The sequence below is a fragment of the Limnohabitans sp. YIMB22184 genome (assembly GCF_048020265.1).
GTDB lineage: Bacteria > Pseudomonadota > Gammaproteobacteria > Burkholderiales > Burkholderiaceae_C > Limnohabitans_A.
Genome location: NZ_CP171843.1, coordinates 338,518 through 361,046 on the forward strand (window position 1 = coordinate 338,518; position 22,529 = coordinate 361,046).

General features: G+C 60.8%; 30 protein-coding genes. 28 read left to right on the top strand and 2 right to left on the bottom strand.

Annotation, left to right across the window (positions count from 1 at the left end):
• Positions 1 to 20 precede the first annotated feature (20 nt).
• From ACHEXL_RS01510 to tatC, 26 genes are all read left to right on the top strand, one after another.
• The gene (locus tag ACHEXL_RS01510) at positions 21 to 1,502 is read left to right on the top strand and encodes a glutamate synthase subunit beta (RefSeq protein WP_416560307.1); all 1,482 of its coding nucleotides are present in this window, start codon (positions 21 to 23) and stop codon (positions 1,500 to 1,502) included.
• Between the two features lie 104 nt (positions 1,503 to 1,606).
• The gene (locus tag ACHEXL_RS01515) at positions 1,607 to 2,425 is read left to right on the top strand and encodes an ABC transporter ATP-binding protein (protein ID WP_416560308.1); all 819 of its coding nucleotides are present in this window, start codon (positions 1,607 to 1,609) and stop codon (positions 2,423 to 2,425) included.
• A complete protein-coding gene (mlaE, locus tag ACHEXL_RS01520) occupies positions 2,422 to 3,204 on the top strand; it encodes a lipid asymmetry maintenance ABC transporter permease subunit MlaE (protein ID WP_416560309.1) in 783 nt (260 codons plus the stop codon). Before ACHEXL_RS01515 ends, mlaE begins: the two co-directional genes overlap by 4 nt.
• A 10-nt stretch (positions 3,205 to 3,214) precedes the next feature.
• The gene (gene mlaD, locus ACHEXL_RS01525) at positions 3,215 to 3,694 is read left to right on the top strand and encodes an outer membrane lipid asymmetry maintenance protein MlaD (protein ID WP_416560310.1); all 480 of its coding nucleotides are present in this window, start codon (positions 3,215 to 3,217) and stop codon (positions 3,692 to 3,694) included.
• On the top strand, positions 3,691 to 4,422 hold the full coding sequence (locus ACHEXL_RS01530) for an MlaA family lipoprotein (RefSeq protein ID WP_416560311.1): 732 nt from the start codon (positions 3,691 to 3,693) through the stop codon (positions 4,420 to 4,422). The genes mlaD and ACHEXL_RS01530 overlap by 4 nt, the downstream gene beginning before the upstream one ends.
• A 78-nt stretch (positions 4,423 to 4,500) precedes the next feature.
• Positions 4,501 to 5,154 (top strand): MlaC/ttg2D family ABC transporter substrate-binding protein, encoded by a 654-nt coding sequence (locus ACHEXL_RS01535; RefSeq protein ID WP_416560312.1) that lies wholly within the window; start codon positions 4,501 to 4,503, stop codon positions 5,152 to 5,154.
• A gap of 11 nt (positions 5,155 to 5,165) precedes the next feature.
• Positions 5,166 to 5,450 carry an STAS domain-containing protein gene (locus ACHEXL_RS01540; RefSeq protein WP_416560313.1) on the top strand — a complete coding sequence of 95 codons (285 nt, stop codon included), beginning with the start codon at positions 5,166 to 5,168 and terminating at the stop codon, positions 5,448 to 5,450.
• 83 nt (positions 5,451 to 5,533) lie between these two features.
• Positions 5,534 to 6,469 carry an ABC transporter ATP-binding protein gene (locus tag ACHEXL_RS01545; protein ID WP_416560314.1) on the top strand — a complete coding sequence of 312 codons (936 nt, stop codon included), beginning with the start codon at positions 5,534 to 5,536 and terminating at the stop codon, positions 6,467 to 6,469.
• Entirely contained in the window at positions 6,466 to 7,221 is a 756-nt protein-coding gene (locus ACHEXL_RS01550) for an ABC transporter permease (protein ID WP_291927238.1), read from the top strand. Before ACHEXL_RS01545 ends, ACHEXL_RS01550 begins: the two co-directional genes overlap by 4 nt.
• A gap of 5 nt (positions 7,222 to 7,226) precedes the next feature.
• On the top strand, positions 7,227 to 7,469 hold the full coding sequence (locus ACHEXL_RS01555; protein WP_416560315.1) for a BolA family protein: 243 nt from the start codon (positions 7,227 to 7,229) through the stop codon (positions 7,467 to 7,469).
• Positions 7,470 to 7,507: 38 nt separating this feature from the next.
• Positions 7,508 to 8,773, top strand: coding sequence for a UDP-N-acetylglucosamine 1-carboxyvinyltransferase (gene murA, locus ACHEXL_RS01560; RefSeq protein ID WP_416560316.1), 1,266 nt, complete (start codon positions 7,508 to 7,510; stop codon positions 8,771 to 8,773).
• Positions 8,770 to 9,411 carry an ATP phosphoribosyltransferase gene (hisG, locus tag ACHEXL_RS01565; protein ID WP_416560317.1) on the top strand — a complete coding sequence of 214 codons (642 nt, stop codon included), beginning with the start codon at positions 8,770 to 8,772 and terminating at the stop codon, positions 9,409 to 9,411. Before murA ends, hisG begins: the two co-directional genes overlap by 4 nt.
• A gap of 14 nt (positions 9,412 to 9,425) precedes the next feature.
• Entirely contained in the window at positions 9,426 to 10,769 is a 1,344-nt protein-coding gene (gene hisD, locus ACHEXL_RS01570; RefSeq protein WP_416561290.1) for a histidinol dehydrogenase, read from the top strand.
• Entirely contained in the window at positions 10,766 to 11,851 is a 1,086-nt protein-coding gene (gene hisC, locus ACHEXL_RS01575; RefSeq protein WP_416560318.1) for a histidinol-phosphate transaminase, read from the top strand. Before hisD ends, hisC begins: the two co-directional genes overlap by 4 nt.
• Entirely contained in the window at positions 11,848 to 12,438 is a 591-nt protein-coding gene (gene hisB, locus ACHEXL_RS01580; RefSeq protein ID WP_416560319.1) for an imidazoleglycerol-phosphate dehydratase HisB, read from the top strand. Before hisC ends, hisB begins: the two co-directional genes overlap by 4 nt.
• A gap of 1 nt (position 12,439) precedes the next feature.
• Positions 12,440 to 13,096, top strand: coding sequence for an imidazole glycerol phosphate synthase subunit HisH (gene hisH, locus ACHEXL_RS01585; protein ID WP_416560320.1), 657 nt, complete (start codon positions 12,440 to 12,442; stop codon positions 13,094 to 13,096).
• A 50-nt stretch (positions 13,097 to 13,146) separates the two neighbouring features.
• Positions 13,147 to 13,887, top strand: a complete 741-nt coding sequence (gene hisA / locus ACHEXL_RS01590; RefSeq protein ID WP_108332550.1) for a 1-(5-phosphoribosyl)-5-[(5-phosphoribosylamino)methylideneamino]imidazole-4-carboxamide isomerase — start codon at positions 13,147 to 13,149, stop codon at positions 13,885 to 13,887.
• Positions 13,888 to 13,889: 2 nt separating this feature from the next.
• Positions 13,890 to 14,738 carry a D-hexose-6-phosphate mutarotase gene (locus ACHEXL_RS01595; RefSeq protein ID WP_416560321.1) on the top strand — a complete coding sequence of 283 codons (849 nt, stop codon included), beginning with the start codon at positions 13,890 to 13,892 and terminating at the stop codon, positions 14,736 to 14,738.
• A 67-nt stretch (positions 14,739 to 14,805) separates the two neighbouring features.
• A complete protein-coding gene (gene hisF, locus ACHEXL_RS01600) occupies positions 14,806 to 15,606 on the top strand; it encodes an imidazole glycerol phosphate synthase subunit HisF (protein ID WP_416560322.1) in 801 nt (266 codons plus the stop codon).
• 2 nt (positions 15,607 to 15,608) lie between these two features.
• Positions 15,609 to 16,007 (top strand): phosphoribosyl-AMP cyclohydrolase, encoded by a 399-nt coding sequence (gene hisI / locus ACHEXL_RS01605; protein WP_416560323.1) that lies wholly within the window; start codon positions 15,609 to 15,611, stop codon positions 16,005 to 16,007.
• Positions 16,004 to 16,372, top strand: coding sequence for a phosphoribosyl-ATP diphosphatase (locus ACHEXL_RS01610; protein ID WP_416560324.1), 369 nt, complete (start codon positions 16,004 to 16,006; stop codon positions 16,370 to 16,372). Before hisI ends, ACHEXL_RS01610 begins: the two co-directional genes overlap by 4 nt.
• Positions 16,373 to 16,375: 3 nt before the next feature.
• The gene (locus ACHEXL_RS01615) at positions 16,376 to 16,738 is read left to right on the top strand and encodes a DUF4870 family protein (protein WP_416560325.1); all 363 of its coding nucleotides are present in this window, start codon (positions 16,376 to 16,378) and stop codon (positions 16,736 to 16,738) included.
• Between the two features lie 30 nt (positions 16,739 to 16,768).
• Complete coding sequence (locus ACHEXL_RS01620) at positions 16,769 to 17,125, top strand: histidine triad nucleotide-binding protein (RefSeq protein WP_416560326.1); 357 nt, start codon at positions 16,769 to 16,771, stop codon at positions 17,123 to 17,125.
• A 96-nt stretch (positions 17,126 to 17,221) separates the two neighbouring features.
• Positions 17,222 to 17,464: a Sec-independent protein translocase subunit TatA gene (gene tatA / locus ACHEXL_RS01625; protein ID WP_416560327.1), complete on the top strand. Its 243-nt coding sequence runs from the start codon at positions 17,222 to 17,224 to the stop codon at positions 17,462 to 17,464.
• Between the two features lie 34 nt (positions 17,465 to 17,498).
• A complete protein-coding gene (gene tatB, locus ACHEXL_RS01630; protein WP_416560328.1) occupies positions 17,499 to 17,966 on the top strand; it encodes a Sec-independent protein translocase protein TatB in 468 nt (155 codons plus the stop codon).
• A gap of 42 nt (positions 17,967 to 18,008) precedes the next feature.
• Complete coding sequence (gene tatC, locus ACHEXL_RS01635; protein ID WP_416560329.1) at positions 18,009 to 18,779, top strand: twin-arginine translocase subunit TatC; 771 nt, start codon at positions 18,009 to 18,011, stop codon at positions 18,777 to 18,779.
• 99 nt (positions 18,780 to 18,878) lie between these two features.
• Here tatC and ACHEXL_RS01640 read toward each other — a convergent pair whose 3' ends face one another.
• Complete coding sequence (locus tag ACHEXL_RS01640; protein WP_416560330.1) at positions 18,879 to 20,033, bottom strand: S1C family serine protease; 1,155 nt, start codon at positions 20,031 to 20,033, stop codon at positions 18,879 to 18,881.
• An 81-nt stretch (positions 20,034 to 20,114) separates the two neighbouring features.
• Between ACHEXL_RS01640 and ACHEXL_RS01645 the strand changes: the two genes are divergently transcribed.
• A complete protein-coding gene (locus ACHEXL_RS01645) occupies positions 20,115 to 20,867 on the top strand; it encodes a Nif3-like dinuclear metal center hexameric protein (RefSeq protein ID WP_416560331.1) in 753 nt (250 codons plus the stop codon).
• 10 nt (positions 20,868 to 20,877) lie between these two features.
• Positions 20,878 to 21,954, top strand: coding sequence for a 4-hydroxythreonine-4-phosphate dehydrogenase PdxA (gene pdxA, locus ACHEXL_RS01650; protein ID WP_416560332.1), 1,077 nt, complete (start codon positions 20,878 to 20,880; stop codon positions 21,952 to 21,954).
• Between the two features lie 13 nt (positions 21,955 to 21,967).
• Here the strand turns inward: pdxA and mscL are convergent, their stop codons facing one another.
• Positions 21,968 to 22,399, bottom strand: coding sequence for a large conductance mechanosensitive channel protein MscL (gene mscL / locus ACHEXL_RS01655; RefSeq protein WP_416561291.1), 432 nt, complete (start codon positions 22,397 to 22,399; stop codon positions 21,968 to 21,970).
• Positions 22,400 to 22,529 lie beyond the last annotated feature (130 nt).

Sequence of the window (22,529 nt, forward strand, 5' to 3'; positions counted from 1 at the left end):
CAAGAATCGAAGGAAACATCATGGGAAAAATCACAGGTTTCATGGAGTTCGAGCGCATCGAAGAAGGCTATAAGCCGGTTGCCGAGCGCCTGAAGAACTACGGCGAGTTCGTGATCGGTCTGACCGAAGAGCAGTCCAAAAAACAAGCGGCCCGTTGCATGGACTGCGGCACGCCGTTTTGCAACAACGGCTGCCCGGTCAATAACATCATCCCGGACTTCAATGACCTGGTGTACCAGGGCGACTGGAAAAACGCGATCGAGGTGCTGCACAGCACCAACAACTTCCCCGAGTTCACCGGCCGCATTTGCCCTGCGCCTTGCGAAGCCGCTTGCGTGGTGAACTTCAATGGTGATGCCGTGGGCATCAAGTCGATCGAGCACGCCATCATCGACCGCGCTTGGTCTGAGGGCTGGGTCACACCCCGCCCTGCCAAAGTCAAAACTGGCAAGACCGTGGCCATCATTGGCGCGGGCCCTGCCGGCTTGGCCGCTGCCCAGCAGTTGGCGCGTGCCGGTCACGACGTGACCTTGTTCGAGAAGAACGACCGCGTGGGTGGCTTGCTGCGCTATGGCATCCCCGACTTCAAGATGGAAAAGACGCACATCGACCGGCGTGTCCAGCAGCTCGAAGCCGAAGGTGTGAAGATCCGCACCAGCACCTTGATCGGTGAATGGCCCAAGGATTCCAAGGTCACCAACTGGGCCAAGGAAACCATCAGCGCCGAGCAGCTCAAAAAAGACTTTGACGCGGTGTTGTTGACCGGTGGCTCCGAGCAGTCGCGTGACTTGCCCGTGCCTGGTCGCGACCTGGATGGCATCCATTTCGCGATGGAATTTTTGCCCCAACAAAACAAAGTCAACGCCGGTGACAAGGTTAAGGGCCAGTTGCGGGCCGATGGCAAGCACGTCATCGTGATCGGTGGCGGTGATACCGGCAGCGACTGCGTCGGCACCAGCACACGCCACGGCGCAGCCAGCGTGACCCAGTTCGAGGTGATGCCCGAGCCGCCCGAAAAGGAAAACAAGCTGATGGTCTGGCCGTACTGGCCCATGAAGCTGCGCACCAGCTCCAGCCATGACGAGAGCGCCGAGAAAGGTCTGCTGCAGCGCGAGTTCGCCATCTCCACCAAAGCTTTTGTGGGTGAAAAAGGCAAAGTGACAGGTTTGACCACCGTGCACGTCGAGTTCAAGGACGGCAAGATGGTTGAAATTCCAGGTACCGAGAAGGAGTACAAAGCCGATCTGGTGCTGCTGGCCATGGGCTTCACCAATCCGGTGGCCACTGTGCTCGACGCTTTTGGCGTCGACAAGGACGCCCGCGGCAACGCCAAAGCCAGCACCGACTTCACAGGCGGTTATGCCACCAATGTGAACAAGGTGTTTGCCGCCGGTGACATGCGCCGGGGTCAGTCTCTGGTGGTCTGGGCCATCCGTGAAGGCCGTCAAGCCGCACGCGCGGTGGACGAGTTCCTGATGGGGCAAAGCGATCTGCCACGCTGAAGCCAGTCGGTTATAGGTAAAATCCCTAGAGCACCAAGGTTTACATTGCGTTGACCTTGGTCACTTAACATCACAAGAGCCGGTCAAGCCGGCTCTTGTTTTTCATGACCACCACCGCCACACCACCGCCCCTTGTTGAATTGCGTGACCTGAGTTTCGGGTACGGCGACCGTGTCATCTTGAAGAACCTCAGCTTCAATGTGCCGCGAGGACAAGTCACGGCCTTGATGGGCGTGTCGGGCGGCGGAAAGACCACGGTGCTGCGCCTGATTGGCGGGCAGATCCGCGCCAGCGCCGGTCAATTGCTGTTTGATGGCGACGACATCACCCCCATGCGCCAGACCGAGCTGTATGCCGCACGACGTCGAATGGGCATGTTGTTCCAGTTTGGCGCCTTGTTCACCGACATGAGCGTGTTCGACAATGTGGCGTTTCCCTTGCGTGAACACACCCGTTTGTCTGAAGACCTGATCCGCGACATCGTGCTCATGAAGCTGGATGCGGTAGGTTTGCGCGGTGCGCGTGACCTGAAGCCCTCCGAGATTTCCGGGGGCATGAGCCGCCGCGTGGCCTTGGCCCGCGCCATCGCGTTGGACCCTGACCTGATCATGTACGACGAGCCCTTTGCAGGCCTCGACCCGATCTCGCTGGGCACGGCCGCGCGATTGATTCGCCGCTTGAACGACAGCCTGGGCATCACCAGCGTCGTGGTCTCACACGATGTCACCGAAACCTTTGAAATCGCCGACCATGTGGTCATCTTGGCCAATGGCGGTGTGGCTGCGCAGGGCACGCCGGCCGAGTTGCGTGCCAGCACCGATCCGCTGATCCACCAGTTTGTGCATGCCCTGAGCGACGGCCCGGTGCCTTTCCATTACCCGGCACCCGCTGCCGCGCAGGACTATGACCGGAGGTCGGCATGATCACCGCCGTGTTGGGCGCTTTGGGTGCTGCCACCCGCCAGCTGCTGGCCGATTGGGGCTTTGGGGCGCGTTTGTTTTTCAAGTTGCTGGGTATGTCGGGCGCTGCGCTCAAACGCTTTGGCTTGGTGCGCGACCAGGTGCATTTTTTGGGCAACTACTCGCTGGCCATCATCACGGTGTCAGGCTTGTTTGTGGGCTTTGTGCTGGGTTTGCAGGGCTACTACACGCTGCAGCGTTACGGCTCCGCCGAGGCGCTGGGCCTCTTGGTGGCGCTCAGTCTGGTGCGCGAGTTGGGTCCGGTGGTGGCCGCTTTGTTGTTTGCAGGACGCGCTGGCGCATCCCTCACGGCCGAGATTGGCCTGATGCGGGCCGGTGAGCAGCTCACGGCCCTCGAGATGATGGCGGTGGATCCGGTGCAGCGCATCCTGGCGCCGCGCTTTTGGGGCGGCATCATTGCCTTGCCCCTGTTAGCGGCCGTGTTCAGTGCGGTGGGTATCTTGGGTGGTTATGTCGTGGGCGTGTTGCTCATTGGCGTGGACGCGGGTTCTTTCTGGAGCCAGATGCAAGGTGGCGTTGATGTGTTCAAGGACGTGGGCAACGGCATCATCAAAAGCGTGGTGTTTGGTGTCGCTGTGACCTTCATCGCCTTGCTGCAAGGCTATGTGGCCAAGCCCACACCCGAAGGCGTGGCCAGCGCCACGACCCGCAGCGTGGTGGTTTCTTCTTTGTCGGTGTTGGGACTGGATTTCATCCTGACCGCGATGATGTTCAGCATTTGAGGAGGACGGCATGCAACGTTCAAAAAATGATGTGTGGGTGGGTTTGTTTGTGCTGCTCGGCGCTGTCGCCGTGCTTTTTTTGGCGCTCAAGGCCGCCAACTTGCTGACCTGGAGTTTCAGCAAGGACTACGAGGTCACAGCCAAGTTTGACAACATCGGGGGGCTCAAGCCCGGTGCGGCCGTCAAGAGTGCGGGGGTGGTGGTCGGGCGTGTCAAGAAAATCGAGTTTGACGGCGAATCTTTCCAGGCCAAGGTCACTTTGGCCTTGCAGTCTGAGCACGCCTTTCCGCAAGACAGTTCCCTGAAAATCCTGACCAGTGGTTTGCTGGGTGAGCAGTACCTGGATGTGTCGCCTGGCGCTGACGAGAAAAATCTGGTTGCAGGGGATAAGATTGGTTCGACCCAGTCGGCGGTGATTCTGGAAAACCTGATCAGCCAATTCCTCTACAGCCAGGCAGAAAAACCTGCGGCAGAAAGTCAAAAGCCATGAACCTCTTGACCCGACGCATTCGCCTGATGCTGGCGGGCTGCATTTTGCTGATCTTGCAAGGTTGTGCCACTGTCAACAATCCTGATGCACGCGATCCATGGGAATCCATGAACCGCAGTGTTTATAAATTCAATGACGCGCTGGACGACGTGGCGATCCAGCCTGCGGCCAAGGCTTATGTTGCGGTGCTGCCCAGCCCGGTTCGCACCGGAATCCATAATTTCCTGGGCAATCTTGGGGATGTTTGGTCCATGGCCAACAGCGCTTTGCAATTGAAAGGTCAGGCGACTGCGGAAACCTTCATGCGCATCACGGTGAACACATTTTTAGGTTTAGGCGGTGTCCTGGATGTGGCCACCGAGATGCGGCTTGAAAAGCGCAAAGAAGACTTTGGTCAGACCCTGGGCTATTGGGGTGTGAAACCTGGCCCTTACCTGGTGCTGCCCATTTTCGGGCCTTCCACCTTGCGTGACACTTTGGCCACGCCATTGGACATGAAAGCGGATGCGGTTCAGCAATTCAATGATCCCGCAACCCGCAATGCGTTGTCGGTGACCCGCGTGATGGATGTTCGCTCGGATTTGTTGCAGACGGTGGATGTGATCAAGGCAGCGGCATTGGACCCTTACTCGTTCGTGCGCGATGCTTATTTGCAAAAGCGTGAGAACGACATCCACGACGGCAATCCGCCTGCCAATTTTGATTACTCCGAATCAGAAAAACTCTGATACCAGGCCACGAAGACAGCCCTGGGTCGCGTTACAGTTGTTCACAAGCCCCGACGCGACTGACCGTATAGTCGACCTATGAAAACGATGATCTCCCTGCTTTTGACCCGTCGCCATCTCCTGGTGATGGCCTCTGCCTTGGCCCTGCTTGCCAACGCCGGGCCAGCTCGTGCCGCAGACGAGGCGCCCGATGCCTTCATCAAACGCATCACAAACGAGACCCTGGACACCATCAAGGCCGACAAATCCTTGCGCAATGGCGATGTGACCAAGATCATCCAGTTGGTGGATGCCAAGTTGATGCCCCATGTGAACTTCCGCCGCATGACGGCGCTGGCGACCGGCCCTGCTTGGCGAAAGGCCACGCCCGAGCAGCAAAAGCGCCTGCAGGAAGAGTTCAAAATTTTGCTGGTGCGCACCTACTCGGGCGCGCTCAGCCAGGTCAGCGACCAGGTGGTGGTGGTCAAGCCCTTGCGTGCGGGCCAGGAAGACAAAAACCTGGTGGTCAACACTGAAGTGCGCGGCAAGGGTGATCCGATCCAGCTGGATTACAGGCTTGAAAAAACGCCAGGTGAAGGTTCTGGCTGGATGATCTTTGACCTGAATGTCCTGGGTGTTTGGTTGATCGAGAACTACCGCACACAGTTCACCAAGGAGATCAATGCCGGGGGCATTGATGCGCTGATCGCCAGTTTGGTGGCGCGCAACAAATCCAACGCCAAATCCTCTTGATCCAGCTTGACATGAGCGCCTTGAAACTGCCTGCCACCTTGCTGCACGACCAGGCCGACGCCTGCTTGGCGCAATGGCAATCGCAACTGGCACAGTGGCCCGATGCCTTGCCGCCAGAGGTGGCGCTGGATGCCTCAGCCTTGGCCGACTTTGACTCCTCGGCGCTGGCTGTGCTGCTGGGTTTGCGCAGGGTTTTGACACAAAAAGGCACTGCCTTGCGTGTCGAGGGCATGACGCCTCGCTTGCGCGAATTGGCCAGTTTGTACGGGGTGTTAGAACTTCTCCAGCCCGCTTGAGTGGCTGGTTTCCAGGTCTTTTGGGGCCGATCTTCAAGTCGTGCCCGGGGTCTGCGGGCCAGCACTTAAAATAGCCCTCTCTCATGCCAGCGCTCTCTTTCCAATCTGTCTCCAAGATCTACCCTGCCAAACAGGCGGGCGCAGCCGCGTTCAAAGCGCTGGACCAAGTCAGCTTTGATGTGGAGGAGGGCGAGTTCTTTGGCTTGCTCGGCCCCAACGGTGCCGGCAAAACCACCCTGATCAGCACCCTCGCCGGCCTGAGCCGCCCCACCACCGGGCGCGTGCTGGTGCATGGCCACGATGTGCAGACCGATTACGCTGCCGCACGCCGCCTGTTGGGCGTGGTGCCGCAAGAGCTGGTGTTTGACCCGTTCTTCACGGTGCGTGAGTCGCTGCGCATCCAGTCGGGCTATTTCGGCGTCAAACACAACGATGCCTGGATCGACGAGCTGCTGGACAGCTTGGGCCTGGCCGACAAGGCGGGCTCCAACATGCGCCAGCTCTCGGGCGGCATGAAGCGCCGAGTGCTGGTGGCCCAGGCCCTGGTGCACAAACCCCGCGTGATCGTGCTCGATGAACCCACCGCAGGGGTCGATGTGGAGCTGCGCCAGACCCTGTGGGCCTTCATTGCCAAGCTCAACAAGCAAGGCCACACCGTCTTGCTCACCACCCATTACCTCGAAGAAGCCGAAGCGCTGTGCGGCCGCATTGCCATGCTCAAGCGCGGCCAGCTGCTGGCGCTCGAGCGCACCTCCGATTTGCTGCGCTCGGCCACCAGCCAGGTGCTGCGCTTCAAGCTCGACGGCGACTTGCCGCCTGCCGTGGCGGCCATTGCGCGTGTCACGGGGCGCATCGTGCAGTTGCCCGTGCACAACGCGGTGGAGATCGAAAACCACCTCGCCACCCTGCGCACGGCGGGCTTGGTGGTGGAAGATGTGGAAATCCGCCAGGCCGACCTGGAAGACGTGTTCCTGGAAGTCATGAACCGCAAACAATCCGCCTCGGGGGCCCTGGCATGACCGGCTGGCAAACCCTGCTCTACAAAGAGGTGCTGCGTTTTTGGAAAGTCGCTTTCCAGACGGTGGCCGCACCCGTGCTCACTTCGGTGCTGTATATGCTGATCTTTGGCCATGTGCTCGAAGACCATGTCAAGGTGTACGACCAAGTGGCCTACACCTCGTTTTTGTTGCCGGGCCTGATGATGATGGGCGTGCTGCAAAACGCTTTTGCCAACAGCTCGTCGAGCCTGGTGCAAAGCAAGATCATGGGCAGCCTGGTGTTCTTGTTGCTCACGCCCTTGTCGCACCGCAGCTGGTTTGTGGCCTATGTGGGCTCCTCGGTGGTGCGCGGCTTGGCCGTGGGCTTGGGCGTGTTCGTCATCACCGGATGGATGGTCAACATCACGTTTGTGAACCCGCTGTGGATTTTGGCTTTCGCCGTCATGGGTGCGGCCATGATGGGCTCACTGGGCGTGATCGCCGGGCTGTGGGCTGAAAAGTTCGACCAGATGGCCGCCTTTCAGAACTTCATCATCATGCCCATGACGTTTTTGTCGGGCGTGTTTTATTCCATCCACTCCTTGCCGCCGTTTTGGCAAAAGCTCAGCCACCTGAACCCGTTTTTCTACATGATCGACGGCTTTCGTTACGGCTTCTTTGGCCAAAGCGATGTGTCCCCCTGGGTCAGTTTGGCGGTGGTGGGCACCACCTTGGCCGCCATTGGCGGCCTGACCCTTCACCTTTTGCGCATCGGCTACAAAATCCGAAGCTGAACCCCATGAACGCTGAGCAACTCAAAGCCGTCATCGCCGCAGGGCTGGACTGTACCCATCTTGAAGTGGATGGCGATGGCCGCCACTGGAGTGCTGTGGTGGTGTCGGAAGCCTTTGCCGGCCTGCGCCCTATTGCCCGTCACCAACGGGTGTACGCCACGCTGGGGCAAAAAATGCACACCGACGAGGTGCACGCCTTGTCGATGAAAACCTACACGCCCGCCGAATGGGCCAAGCAAGCGCAATGAACCGAAGGCCCTCGGGCCGCAACGCACCGACCTGACCCATGGATAAACTGAAAATTCGCGGCGGCCACCGCCTGCAAGGCACGCTCGATGTGTCGGGTGCCAAAAACGCGGCCCTGCCCGAGCTGTGCGCCGCTTTGCTGAGCGCCGAGCCCGTCACGCTGGCCAATGTGCCGCGGCTGCAAGACGTCTCGACCATGCTCAAGCTGATCCGCAACATGGGCGTCACGGCCGAGCACCATGAAGACGGCCGGGTCACGCTGGACGCCGGAGGCCTGAACAACCCTGAAGCCCCCTACGAGCTGGTGAAAACCATGCGCGCTTCGGTGCTGGCGCTGGGGCCTTTGCTGACCCGTTTTGGCCACGCCAAAGTGTCTTTGCCAGGTGGTTGCGCCATTGGCTCGCGCCCGGTCGACCAGCACATCAAAGGTCTGCAGGCCATGGGTGCTGTCATCACGGTGGACCACGGCTACATGCTGGCCAGCCTGCCCGAGGGCCGCACGCGCCTGAAAGGCGCGCGCATCACCACCGACATGGTCACCGTCACCGGCACTGAAAACTTCCTCATGGCCGCGGCCTTGGCCGAAGGCGAGACGGTGCTGGAAAACGCCGCGCAAGAACCCGAGATTCCCGACCTGGCTGAGATGCTCATCAAAATGGGCGCGAAGATCGAAGGCCATGGCACACGCCGCATCCGCATCCAGGGTGTCGAACGCTTGCACGGTTGCCAGCACCAAGTCGTGGCCGACCGCATCGAGGCGGGCACGTTTTTGTGCGCCGTGGCGGCCACCGGTGGTGACGTGGTCTTGCGCCACGGCCGCGCTGACCATTTGGAAGTGGTCATCGAGAAGCTGCGCGACGCCGGTGCCACCATTGAGGCCGGCGAGGACTTCATTCGCGTCAAAGCCGATGGCCGTCTGAAAGCCCAGAGCTTTCGCACCACCGAATACCCGGGCTTCCCGACCGACATGCAGGCGCAGTTCATGGCGCTCAACTGCATTGCGCAGGGCGCGAGCAAGGTGACCGAAACCATTTTCGAAAACCGGTTCATGCACGTCAACGAACTGGTGCGCCTGGGTGCGCACATCCAGATCGATGGCAAGGTGGCGGTGATCGAGGGCGTGGAAAAATTGTCGGGCGCGACCGTTATGGCCACCGATTTGCGGGCTTCGGCCAGCTTGGTGATTGCCGGTTTGGTGGCCGAAGGCGAAACCATTGTGGACCGTATCTACCATCTGGACCGTGGTTACGACCGGATGGAGTTGAAACTGCGCGGCCTGGGTGCCGACATTGAAAGAGTGAAATGATCACGCTCGCCCTGTCCAAAGGACGCATTTTTGATGAAACCCTGCCGCTGCTCCGTGCCGCTGGCATCGAGGTGCTCGAAGACCCCGAAAAATCCCGCAAGCTGATCTTGCCCACCAACCAGTCCAATGTGCGTGTGGTGCTGGTGCGGGCCAGCGACGTGCCCACCTATGTGGAATACGGCGGGGCTGATTTGGGCGTGACCGGTCTCGACACCCTGATCGAGCATGGCGGCCAGGGCTTGTACCAGCCGTTGGACCTGAACATCGCCAAATGCCGCATGAGTGTAGCGGTGCGGGCCGACGACGATTACGCAGCGCTGGTGCGCACCGGGGCACGTCTGAAGGTGGCCACCAAATACACCACGATTGCGCGCGACTTTTTCGCGACCAAGGGTGTGCACGTCGACCTGATCAAGCTCTACGGCAGCATGGAACTGGCCCCTCTCACGGGTCTGGCCGATGCGATTGTGGACCTTGTGTCGACCGGCAACACGCTCAAGGCCAATCACTTGATTGAAGTCGAACGCATCATGGACATCAGCTCGCGCTTGGTGGTGAACCAGGCCGCGCTCAAACTCAAACAAGCGCCGATTCGCGCCATCATCGACGCCTTTGCGGGCGCCGTTAAGAAGGACTGACCCTTATGGACTCGATGGCCCTGCACGCCAAACCTTTGCAACTGAATACGGCCGACGCCGATTTTGAAGCGGCCTTCGCGGCCCGCCTGCATTGGTCTGCCGACACCGACGCCGCCATCGAGCAGCGCGTGGCCGACATCCTGGCCGATGTGCAGCAACGCGGCGACGCGGCCGTGCTGGCCTACACCCAACGCTTTGACGGCCTGCAAGCGGCCGATGTGAAGGCGCTCGAAATCACCCAGGCCGAACTGCAAGCCGCGCTGGACAGCCTGCCTGCCGTGCAGCGCGAAGCCCTGCAAGCGGCTGCAGCCCGTGTGCGCAAGTACCACGAAGCGCAAAAGAAGGCTTCTGGCGAGAGCTGGTCTTACCGTGACGAAGATGGCACCCTGCTGGGCCAGAAAGTCACGCCGCTCGACCGCGTGGGCATTTATGTGCCCGGTGGCAAAGCCGCTTACCCGTCGTCGGTGTTGATGAACGCCATCCCCGCCCATGTGGCCGGGGTGCAGGAGATCATCATGGTGGTGCCCACGCCAGCTGGCGTGCGCAATCCGCTGGTGCTGGCCGCTGCCTGTGTGGCTGGTGTGAGCCGTGCCTTTACGGTGGGCGGCGCGCAGGCGGTCGCCGCTTTGGCTTACGGCACCGCCACAATTCCCAAGGTGGACAAGATCACCGGCCCGGGCAACGCCTATGTGGCCAGTGCCAAAAAGCGCGTGTTCGGCACCGTGGGCATCGACATGATTGCGGGCCCCTCTGAAATTCTGGTGTTGGCCGACGGCACCACGCCCGCCGAATGGGTGGCGATGGATTTGTTCAGCCAGGCCGAGCACGACGAATTGGCGCAAAGCATTTTGCTGTGCCCCGATGCGGGCTACATCGCCCAAGTGCAGGCCGCGATCGACCGCCTGCTGCCCGAGATGCCGCGGTGCGAGATCATCGCCAAGAGCCTGAACGACCGGGGTGCGCTGATCCTCACGCGCAGCATGGAAGAAGCCTGCGCCATCAGCAACCGCATTGCGCCTGAGCACCTGGAGGTGTCGAGCCGCGACCCGCACCGTTGGGAGCCGCTGCTGCGCCACGCGGGTGCCATCTTTTTGGGCGCCTTCACCAGCGAGTCGCTGGGCGATTACTGCGCTGGCCCCAACCATGTGCTGCCCACCAGCGGCACGGCGCGTTTCTCCTCGCCTTTGGGCGTGTACGACTTCCAGAAACGCAGCAGCCTGATCGAGGTCAGCGAGGCCGGCGCCCAGCCCTTGGGCCGCATCGCTGCCGAACTGGCCTACGGCGAAGGCCTGCAAGCGCACGCCCGCGCTGCCGAATTGCGTTTGAACCCTGTGCCCCCGATGCGAGACACGAAATGAGCAACGTCAGCCCCCAACTCATGCAACGCATCCGCCAGGACGTGCAGTCCATGCACGCCTACGCCATCCAGGACTCGGGCGGCATGGTCAAGCTCGACGCGATGGAAAACCCGCACAGATTGCCCGCTGATTTGCAAAAGGCTTTGGGCGAGCGCCTGGGCGCACTGGCGCTGAACCGCTACCCCGATGGCCGTGTGAACGACTTGCGCCACGCGCTCTCGGCTTACGCAGGGATGCCCGAAGGTTTCGACATCATGTTGGGCAACGGTTCGGACGAGTTGATCTCGCTCTTGGCCATGGCCTGCGATGTCCCTGGCGCTTCCATCTTGGCCCCCTTGCCCGGCTTTGTGATGTACGCCATGAGCGCCCAACTGCAAGGCTTGGCTTTCCACGGCGTGCCGCTGACGGCTGACTTTGAACTCGACGAAGCCGCCATGCTGGCTGCTATTGATCAGCACAAACCGTCCATCGTGTACTTGGCTTACCCCAACAACCCCACGGGTAATCTGTGGAACGACGATGTGATCGAGAAGATCGTCCTCGCCCAAGGCGCACAAGGCGGGCTGGTCGTCATGGACGAGGCTTACCAGCCCTTTGCCAGCAAGAGCTACATGGACCGCATCACGCGCCACACGCACGTGCTCTTGATGCGCACGCTCAGCAAGTTTGGCCTGGCCGGGGTGCGTCTGGGTTACATGATCGGCCCCAAGGCGCTGATCGCCGAGATCGACAAAGTGCGCCCCCCCTACAACATCAGTGTGCTGAATTACGAGTGCGCCCTGTTTGCGCTGGAGCATGCCGAGGTGTTTGCAGCGCAAGCCAAGGACCTGCGCGAGCAGCGCGCTCGACTGCAACGCGAGCTGACCGCCTTGCCCGGCGTGACGCCCTTCCCGAGTGAAGCCAACATGATCCTGACTCGTGTGCCCGATGCGGCCAAAACCTTTGACGGTCTGAAGGCACACGGTGTGCTGATCAAGAACATTTCTAAAATGCACCCATTGCTGGCCAATTGCCTGCGCTTGACGGTGGGCACCGCCGCAGAAAACGACCAACTCCTCGCCGCTTTGAAAGCCTCCTTATGAACCGCACCGCTGCAGTCACCCGAAAGACGGCCGAGACGAACATCCGCGTCGCCCTCAACCTGGACGGCACGGGCCAGGCCAAGCTGGCTTCGGGCATTGGTTTTCTGGACCACATGCTGGACCAGATCGCGCGTCACGGTTTGATCGATCTGGACATCGCTTGCGAAGGCGATCTGCACATCGACGGCCACCACACCGTCGAAGACATCGGCATCACCTTGGGCCAGGCGTTCGCTCAAGCGATTGGCGACAAAAAAGGCATCCGCCGTTATGGCCACGCCTACGTGCCGCTCGACGAAGCTTTGAGCCGCGTGGTGGTGGATTTTTCGGGCCGCCCCGGCCTGCACATGGACGTGAAGTTCACTTCCGGCTCTTTGGGCACGCTGGACACGCAACTGGTGTACGAATTCTTCCAGGGCTTTGTGAACCACGCGCTGTGCACGCTGCACATCGACAACCTCAAGGGCGTGAACGCGCACCACCAGTGCGAGACGATTTTCAAGGCCTTCGCCCGCGCCGTGCGTGCCGCGCTCGAACTTGATCCACGCTCGGCGGGTGTGATCCCATCGACCAAAGGCAGCCTCTAACATGAGCGTCAACCGCGTCGCCGTCGTGGATTACGGCATGGGCAACCTGCGCAGCGTGGCGCAGGCGGTGATGCATGCCGCCTCCAGCGTGGACCATGCCGAAGTCACCGTCACGTCTGATCCGCAAGTGGTGCGCGACGCGCACCGCGTGGTCTTGCCGGGGCAGGGCGCCATGCCCGACTGCATGCGCGAGCTGCGCGAGTCCGGTTTGCTGGATGCCGTGCTCGAAGCTGCTGCCAGCAAGCCCCTTTTTGGCGTGTGCGTGGGCATGCAAATGCTGCTGGACCACAGCGATGAGGGCGACACGCCGGGCTTGGGGCTGATCCCTGGCCGTGTGGTCAAGTTCGATTTGGCCGGGCAAATCCAGCCCGATGGCACCCGATTCAAAGTGCCGCAAATGGGCTGGAACCAGGTCTGGCAAGATGCTCCGGCGCACCCCTTGTGGCGCGGCATTACCGACGGCAGCTGGTATTATTTTGTGCACAGCTTCTACGCCAAAGTGGCCAACCCGGCGCACAGCGCGGCCCAGACCGATTACGGTGGCCGTTTCGCTTGTGCCATTGCCCGTGACAATATTTTTGCGACCCAGTTTCACCCCGAAAAAAGCGCGGCCCAAGGCCTGGCCCTGTTCCGCAATTTCCTTCACTGGCAGCCTTGAGAAGTTTTCACTGCCGTTTTTCAGCCCTTCAGCTTCTTTTTTAATTCGCCATGATTCTGATCCCCGCCATTGACCTCAAAGACGGCCACTGCGTTCGCCTCAAGCAGGGCGATATGGACCAAGCCACGACCTTTGGCGAAGACCCCGCCGCCATGGCCCGCACCTGGCTCGAAAAAGGCGCACGCCGTTTGCATCTGGTGGATCTGAACGGCGCGTTCGCGGGCAAGCCACAAAACTTCGGGGCCATCAAGTCCATCCTCAAGGCCGTGGGCGACGACATCCCGGTGCAGCTGGGGGGCGGCATCCGCGATCTGGACACGATTGAAAAATACATCGACAGCGGCCTGCGCTACGTCATCATCGGCACCGCCGCCGTCAAGAACCCCGGCTTTTTGAAAGACGCCTGCACCGCATTTGGCGGCCACATCATCGTGGGCCTGGACGCCAAAGACGGCAAAGTCGCCACCGACGGCTGGAGCAAGCTCACCGGCCACGAAGTGGTGGACCTGGCCAAGAAGTTCGAAGACTGGGGCGTCGAGTCCATCATCTACACCGACATCGGCCGCGACGGCATGCTCAGCGGCATCAACATCGACGCCACCGTCAAGCTGGCCCAAGCCCTCACCATCCCCGTGATCGCCTCGGGCGGTTTGTCCAATATGGCCGACATCGAGCAGCTGTGCGCGGTGGAAGACGAAGGCGTGGAAGGCGTGATCTGCGGCCGCGCCGTGTACTCGGGGGACCTGGACTTCGCGCTGGCGCAGCAACGCGCCGACGAACTGAACGGCTGAACATGAGCGCTGGTGCCACCTGCCGCGAGCTGTCCTTTGCAGGCTTGCCTGCGACCGAGCTGCAGCTGCCGGGTGGTGACCGTGTGGTGGTCGCGCACCACGGTGCCCACGTGCTGTCCTGGGTGGCCCAGGGGCGTGAGCGCCTGTACCTCAGCCCGAACAGTGTCATGGATGGCCGTGCCGCCATCCGGGGTGGCATTCCGGTCTGTTTTCCCCAATTCAACCAGCGCGGCGATCTGCCCAAACACGGCTTTGCACGCAACCTCTCGTGGCATGTCAAACCTGCACGGCTGGAGGGTGACCAAGTCCATCTGGTGCTGAGCTTGAACGACAGTGCGGCCACGCGCCAGTGGTGGGACCAGGCCTTTGAAGCGCTGTTGTTGATCGAGTTGACGCCCGGTGCCTTGCAGGTAGAACTGGCTGTGCGCAACACCGACAGCCAAGTGCTGCGTTTCACCGGGGCGCTGCACACCTACTTTGCGGTCAGCGATGTGGCGCAGGCCCGATTGCTGGGTTTGGGTGGCAGTGCCGAGTGGAATGCCGTGACCGACCGCCACGCCACCGCTGCGCCCGAGCTGCGCTTTGTGGGCGAATTTGACCGCGTGTATTCTGCGGCGCCCATGGGCTATGAATTGCTGGATGGGCCCCATGCCCTGTCGATCGAGCAAGACATTAACTGGGCCCAGACCGTGGTCTGGAATCCGGGTGCTGCCAAGTGCGCGGCACTCAGCGACATGCCCGCAGACGGCTGGCAACACATGCTGTGTGTCGAAGCCGCCCAGGTCTATGAGCCGATCTGCATCGCGCCCGGTGATTTCTGGCAAGGTGCCCAGCGCCTGTCTGTGGTGTAAGGTCCGGGTCTCACTGCTCGCGTTCAATACGCCGCCACCTCACTTTTTCAACGAACCACCATTTCCCATGCTCGCCAAACGCATCATCCCTTGCCTCGACGTGACCGGCGGTCGCGTGGTCAAGGGCGTCAACTTTGTCGAACTGCGCGACGCCGGAGACCCGGTCGAAATCGCGGCCCGCTACAACGAGCAGGGCGCTGACGAACTCACGTTTTTGGACATCACCGCCACCAGCGACGGCCGCGACGTGATCCTGCACATCATCGAAGCCGTGGCCAGCCAGGTCTTCATCCCGCTCACCGTGGGCGGTGGCGTGCGCACGGTGGAAGACGTGCGCCGCTTGCTCAACGCCGGGGCTGACAAAACCAGTTTCAACTCGGCCGCCATTGCCAATCCGCAAGTCATTCGCGAAGCGTCTGCCAAATACGGTGCGCAGTGCATCGTGGTGGCCATCGACGCCAAACGCCGAACACCCGAAGACGAGCAGCGCATCGGCACGAATGGTTTGCCCATGGGCCCCGGTTGGGACGTGTACAGCCACGGCGGCCGCAAAAACGTGGGCCTGGACGCCGTGGCCTGGGCCACGCAAATGGCCGACTACGGCGCAGGCGAAATCCTGCTCACCAGCATGGACCGCGACGGCACCAAAAGCGGCTTTGACCTGCAACTGACCCGCGCCGTGAGCGATGCCGTGAGCGTGCCCGTGATCGCATCGGGTGGCGTGGGCAACCTCGACCACCTGGCCGATGGTGTGAGCATCGGCGGGGCGGATGCGGTGCTGGCGGCGAGCATCTTTCATTACGGTGAGTACACCGTCCAACAAGCCAAAGAACGCATGCGCGAACGTGGTATTCCGGTCAGGTTGTGAACATGAACTGGCTCGATCAAATCAAATGGGATGACAAAGGCCTGGTGCCTGTGATCGCTCAAGAAAAAGACAGCGGCGATGTGCTGATGTTCGCCTGGATGAACCGCGAGGCGCTGCAAAAGACGGCCGAGCTGAAAAGGGCGGTGTACTTCAGCCGCTCGCGGGGCAAGCTGTGGTTCAAGGGCGAGGAGTCCGGTCATGTGCAGACGGTGCACGACATCCGCATGGATTGCGACAACGATGTGGTGCTGCTCAAGGTGACCCAGCTGGGTCATGAGCCGGGCATTGCCTGCCACACGGGCCGCCACAGCTGCTTTTTCCAAAGCCTGCAAGCCGATGAATGGCAGGCGGCCGACCCGGTCCTGAAGGACCCCGAAACCATTTACAAGTCAACGCAATGAGCAACCAGGACATCCTTGACCGCCTCGCGGCCGTGGTCGAAAGCCGCAAGCCCGCCAATGGTGGCGACCCCGAAAAAAGCTATGTGGCCCGCCTGCTGCACAAGGGGCCGGACGCCTTTTTGAAGAAAATCGGCGAAGAAGCCACCGAGACCGTGATGGCCGCCAAGGACGTGGACCACGGCGGGGATGTGAACAAGCTCGTCTATGAGGTGGCCGACCTGTGGTTCCACAGCATGATCGCGCTGGCGCACTATGGCTTGACGCCCGCCGACGTGGTCAACGAGCTGGCCCGCCGCGAGGGGCTGAGCGGCCTCGAAGAAAAAGCCTTGCGCAAAGTGCAAGAGCGTGAACGCCTGGGCGAATGAGCGATGAATGAGCAGCCCCTGGACGATAGCACCCACACCATCAGCTGGGTCAGCTACATCCTGCACCTGATCGTGGCAGTCAGCGCCGTGATTCCCGGGGCCCAAATGGGGCCAGCCTTGCTGGTGGTGGCGCTCATCATTGACCTGGTCAAAAAAGGTGATGCTGCGGGCTGGGAGCGCACGCATTTCAGCTACCGCATCCGCACCGTGATCTGGGCGGCTTTGCTGTACCTGGTCACCTTGCCGCTCTGGTTTTTCTTTGTCTTTCCGGGCTGGCTGGCCTGGGTGGCCATTTCCATCTGGTTTTTGTACCGCATCGTGCTGGGCATGGTGCGCCTGAACGGGCAGCGTCCCGTGATCGATTGATTCTTTGTTGACCTTCAAGCTGAAGTAGCCATGACCGACGCCAATTGTATTTTTTGCAAAATCATCGCCGGCAAAATTCCGTCGCGCAAAGTGCATGAAGACGAGCACGTTTTTGCCTTCCACGATATCGCGCCTTGGGCGCCCGTGCATTTCCTGATCATTCCCAAGCTGCACATCTCGTCGATGGCGCAATTGGCCCCCGAGCACGTCGCTTTGATGGGCCACATGATGACCTTGGCCCCCAAGCTGGCCTTGCAAGAGGGTTGCAATCCTTATCCGGATGGTGGTTTCCGCATCGTGGTCAACAACGGCAGCGAGGGCGGACAGGAAGTGCACCACCTGCACATGCACGTCATGGGAGGCCCCCCACCCTGGCTGCGGGGTTGAAACGGCGCGTTCGCCCCCCAAATCCTTCCTTCCTCAGGGCCGATCCGATACCGGGTGTCGATCCCCTTAGAATCCCAACATCACTAGGAGATATTCATGGGTACTTTTTCCATTTGGCACTGGCTGATCGTGCTGCTGATTGTGGTCATGGTGTTCGGCACCAAAAAGCTCAAAAACATGGGCTCCGATTTGGGCGGCGCTGTCAAAGGCTTCAAGGATGGCATGAAAGAGGGCGGCACCAAGGACGAGGCGGCAGCTCCTGTGGCCGGTCAAGTCACGGCTTCGACCACGGCTCCCGAAAAGACCACCATCGACGTCGAAGCCAAGACCAAGTCTTGAGTGCTTGAACCTTTGAACGACTGAACGCCGCACTGTGCTGGATTTAAGCTTTTCAAAAATGGCGCTCATTGGGGTGGTGGCGTTGATCGTCATCGGCCCTGAAAAATTGCCCAAAGTGGCCCGCACGCTGGGTACGCTTTTGGGCAAAGCGCAGCGCTATGTGTCGGATGTCAAGGCCGAGGTCAACCGGTCCATGGACCTGGAAGAGCTCAAGAAGATGAAAGAGACGATGGAGACGGCGGCCCGCGATGTCGAGCAGACGGTCCAGACCACAGCTTCTGATTTTGAAAAGGACTGGTCCGAGAGCACAGCCGGCTCGAACAGCGACCTGCCTGCCATTGAGCCCCCACCTCCTTATTACGTTCGTCCGGACAAAAACTGGCGTCTGAAGCGTGGTGCGATGCCTCAGTGGTACAAGGCCCGCTCTGGTGTGCGCACCAAAGCGCTTTCGGGTGCCGCACGCGTGGCCCGCTACCGGCCCAAGCCCCTCAATCCCCTGTGATGTGGGTGCACCTTGGGTGCACTCCGTCCAACCGACCCCGCCATGTCCGATACCCCCTCCCAGCCCGACGACGAACTCAAAGGCTCTGAACAACCTTTTGTGGCGCACCTGATCGAGTTGCGCGACCGCTTGGTGCGCGCCGTGATTGCCGTGGCTGTGGCCGCAGCTGTTTTGGCCATCTTTCCGGGACCTGGCAATCTGTATGACATTTTGGCTGCGCCCTTGGTGGTGCATTTGCCCAAAGGCGCCACCTTGATCGCCACCTCGGTCATTTCGCCGTTCATGGTGCCCCTGAAGATTTTGCTGATGAGTGCGTTTCTCATCGCTTTGCCGGTGGTCTTGTACCAAGTCTGGGCCTTCATTGCCCCGGGCCTTTACAGCCACGAGAAAAAGCTGGTCATGCCTTTGGTGGTGTCGAGCACGCTGCTGTTTTTTGTGGGCGTGGCTTTTTGTTATTTCTTTGTGTTTGGCCAGGTGTTCAGCTTCATCCAGAGTTTTGCGCCCAAAAGCATCACTGCCGCGCCTGACATTGAGGCTTATCTGAGTTTCGTGCTGTCGATGTTCCTTGCCTTTGGTTTGGCCTTTGAGGTGCCCGTGGCCGTGGTGGTGCTGGCCCGCATGGGGGTGGTCAGTATTCAAAAACTCAAAGACTTCCGGGGTTACTTTGTGGTGTTGGCTTTTGTGATTGCCGCCGTGGTCACGCCGCCCGATGTGGTGTCTCAGCTGGCGCTGGCCATACCCATGTGCTTGCTTTACGAGTTGGGCATTTGGGCCGCGCAGGTCTTCATCAAGCACACTCAAGCGCCACAATAACCAGATACCGCAGCCTGATTGCTTGCTGTGCAACCAAAATAAAAGAGGCCTGAGGGCCTCTTTTGCATGGGAAGTCTTTCAGCAGGGCAATTCAAATACTTATTTTCGCTGCTGAGTTGCAGGGCGCTCTGCCGGGGTCAGTCGCAGATTGACTTCGCCCTGGCGACGCCAGATGTTCACTTCGGCCGGCACGCCGGGTTTCAGACCCGCCACCTGGGTCAGCAGCTCTGACACATTGCGCACGGGTTGCCCTGCCACCTTCACGATCACGTCGCCTGGCCGAATGCCTGCAGCAGCGGCTGGCCCATTCTTCAACACGCCCGTGATCACAACGCCTGCAGGCAGGGTCTTGTCAGATTTGGGCAGTTCGAAGCTTTCGGCCAATTCGACCGACATGTCTTGGGGTTCGACCCCGATCCAGCCCCGGATGACTTTGCCGTTTTGCAGGAGATCTTGCATCACCTGCTTGGCGGTTGAGATCGGGATGGCAAAGCCGATGCCCATGCTGCCGCCTGAGCGGGAATAGATGGCGGTGTTGATGCCCATCAGGTGCCCATTCACGTCGACCAGCGCACCGCCCGAGTTGCCGGGGTTGATGGCGGCGTCGGTCTGGATGAAGTTTTCGAAAGTGTTGATGCCCAACTGGCTGCGCCCCAAAGCGCTGACGATGCCCGAGGTCACGGTCTGGCCCACGCCAAAGGGGTTGCCAATGGCCAGCACCACATCGCCCACTTGCAGCTCCTGGGTTTGACCCAAAACGATCACGGGCAGTTTGTCGAGGGTGATTTTGAGCAGCGCCAAATCGGTGTCGGGGTCGGTGCCAATGACTTTGGCCGCAGCCCGTCGGCCGTCGGCCAGCACCACCTCGATGTCGTCCGCATCTTCAATGACATGGTTATTGGTCAGGATGTGGCCTTCGGGGCTGACAATGACGCCACTGCCCAGACCTGCCGGGTTTTGTTCTTCTTGTTCCCCATAGAAAAACCGGAACCATGGGTCCTGGCCATGGGGGTTTTGGCTCTTGGCTTTGCTGGTGTTGATGCTGACGACAGCCGGTGAGGCCTGGCGAGCCGGTGCGCTCAGGCTGCCCGCCGGCCGGCTGAGTGGCGAGCCGACGGGGGCCTGCAGCAAGGTCATGCCATCGGCTGATCGCTGTGCGCTGCGAAGCCACTCGGGCTGCAAGGTGGCCACCACAAACCAGACGGCCAGCAAGACCGTCACCCATTGGGAAAATAAAAGCCAATAACGTTTCATGGTATCCATTGTCCTTGATTCGCTGCAGGGCCACAGGTGCCTTGCGCCACAATAGCCCACCCAGACAGAAAGCCTTTTGCCATGACCCACGCCAAGATTCTGGGCCAGGCCTTTGACGCCTTGCTCCAGCCCGACAAGTTTCGCGATTACGGCCCCAACGGCTTGCAGGTCGAAGGTGACCGCGATGTACAGTTGCTGGTCAGCGGCGTCACCGCCAGCCGGGCCTTGATCGAAGCGGCCATTGACGCCCAGGCCGATGCCATCGTGGTGCATCACGGCCTGTTTTGGCGCGGGCAAGATGGGCGCGTCACCGGCTGGATGCGCGAGCGCTTGCGCTTGTTGCTCACGCATGGCATCCACCTGTTCGCCTACCATCTGCCGCTCGATGCCCACCCGGATCTGGGCAACAATGCCCAATTGGCCCGCGTGCTCGGCTTCCAGGCCGATGGGCGATTTGGCGAGCAAGACCTGGGTTTTGTGGGCGCAGCGGCGCAAACCTGGTCGGGGGCCCAGGCCTTGGCGGACCATGTGGCGGAGACACTTGGACGGTCGGTGATTTGCGTGGGCGGCAGCGACCGGCCCGTGCGCCGGGTGGCTTGGTGCACCGGCGGGGCGCAAGGCTATTTCGAAGCGGCCATTGCCCAGGGCGTGGACGCTTTCATCACGGGTGAAATGTCGGAGCCCCAGGCCCACCTGGCCCGAGAAACCGGCGTGGCTTTTCTGGCCTGTGGCCACCATGCCACCGAGCGCTATGGCGCCCCGGCCCTGGCTGCACACGTGGCGCAAGAGCTTGGTTTGCGGCACCGCTTCATCGAGATCGACAACCCCGCCTGAGGGCATCTGCATGACACCGCAAACTGACCTGTCGACGGCCACAATTGAGCGGCCGATTGTCTTGACCCCGGGCGACCCCTGTGGCATTGGCCCAGAAATTGTGGCGCGGGCCTGGTGCCTCGCCCCTGACTTGACCCAAGGTTGTTTTGTGGCGGGTGATGTCGGCCTGATGCGCCGCGCCATGGCCTTGGTGCAAGCCACCCCGGCTTTTCCTGTTTGTGAGATTGATTCACCCGAAGAGGCCCTGCATGTACCGCCGCGCTGCTTGCCTGTGCTGCAGGTGGTGCCGCAGGCCCCTGTTTTGCCCTTGGGGCAAATCGACGCCCGTGCCGGGCGACTCGCTGGCGAAGCCGTGCTTTGGGCGACCCGCGCTGCCTTGCGGCGCGAAGTGGCGGCCGTGGTCACGGCACCTTTGCACAAAGAAGCCCTGCATGCCGCGGGCGCCCCTTACAACCAGTACCCGGGCCACACCGAATTGCTGCAAGCCGAGGCGGCCAGACACCAGGGTGTGTCTGTGGCCCAAATGCCGGTGCGCATGATGCTGGCCAACGACGAGCTGCGCACGGTGCTGGTGAGTATCCATTTGTCCTTGCGTGAGGCATTGGAGTCGATCACGCAGGCCCGTGTGCTGGAGACCTTGCGCATCACCGATGCGGCCTTGCATTCTGTGCTGGGCCGCAGGCCACGCATCGCCGTCGCAGGCGTGAACCCCCATGCAGGCGAGGGCGGTTTGTTTGGCCGTGAGGAAATCGACATCCTGCAGCCGTGCCTGGCGGTGGCCCAGCAAGAGGGGCTGGATGTGCACGGCCCTTATGCGCCCGACACCGTGTTCATGCGGGCTCGAAAACAGGCCGATGGCCACCGGGCCTTCGATGTGGTCATCGCCATGTACCACGACCAGGGGCTGATTCCCGTCAAGTACCTGGGGGTGGAGCAGGGCGTCAACGTGACTCTCGGGCTGCCCCTCATCCGGACCAGCCCAGACCACGGCACCGCCATGGATTTGGCCGGCCAGGGCGTGGCGGACGCCAGCAGCCTGATTCAGGCCTTGCGTATGGCACGCCAGATGGTCAGTGCGGCGCACTGACCGTCGGGGCGTCTCAGCCTTTGTTTTTGAGGCTGTCGCGGATTTCGCGCAAGAGGAGCACGTCCTCGGGGGTGATTGGGGCAGCAGCGGGTGCCGTAGGTTCTGGCTTCGCAGCTGTTAAACGGTTCATCTGGCGGATCATGACAAAGATGATGAGGGCCAAGATGATGAAGTTCAGCGCCACGGTCAGGAAGCTGCCGTAGGCAAACACGGCCCCGAGTTTTTTGGCTTCCACCAAAGATAAACCTGCCGCTTGACCGGCCAGGCCGAGGTAGTAATTGGAGAAATCCAGCCCTCCGAAGGCACGGCTGATCAGCGGCATGATCAGGTCACCCACCACTGAATCGACGATCTTGCCAAAAGCGCCGCCAATGATCACACCGACCGCGAGGTCCATGACATTGCCTTTTACGGCAAAAGATTTGAATTCCTGAACAAATGACATCTCTTTAACTCCTGAAAATGAAATCGAAGTGGCCGATTGTGACGCAACATTGTGCCCGCAGGGGTCTTGTAAGTCGGTTGTTTGTTTCACTCCGCTACAATCTCGGGTTGACCCTGATAACGACTCGCTA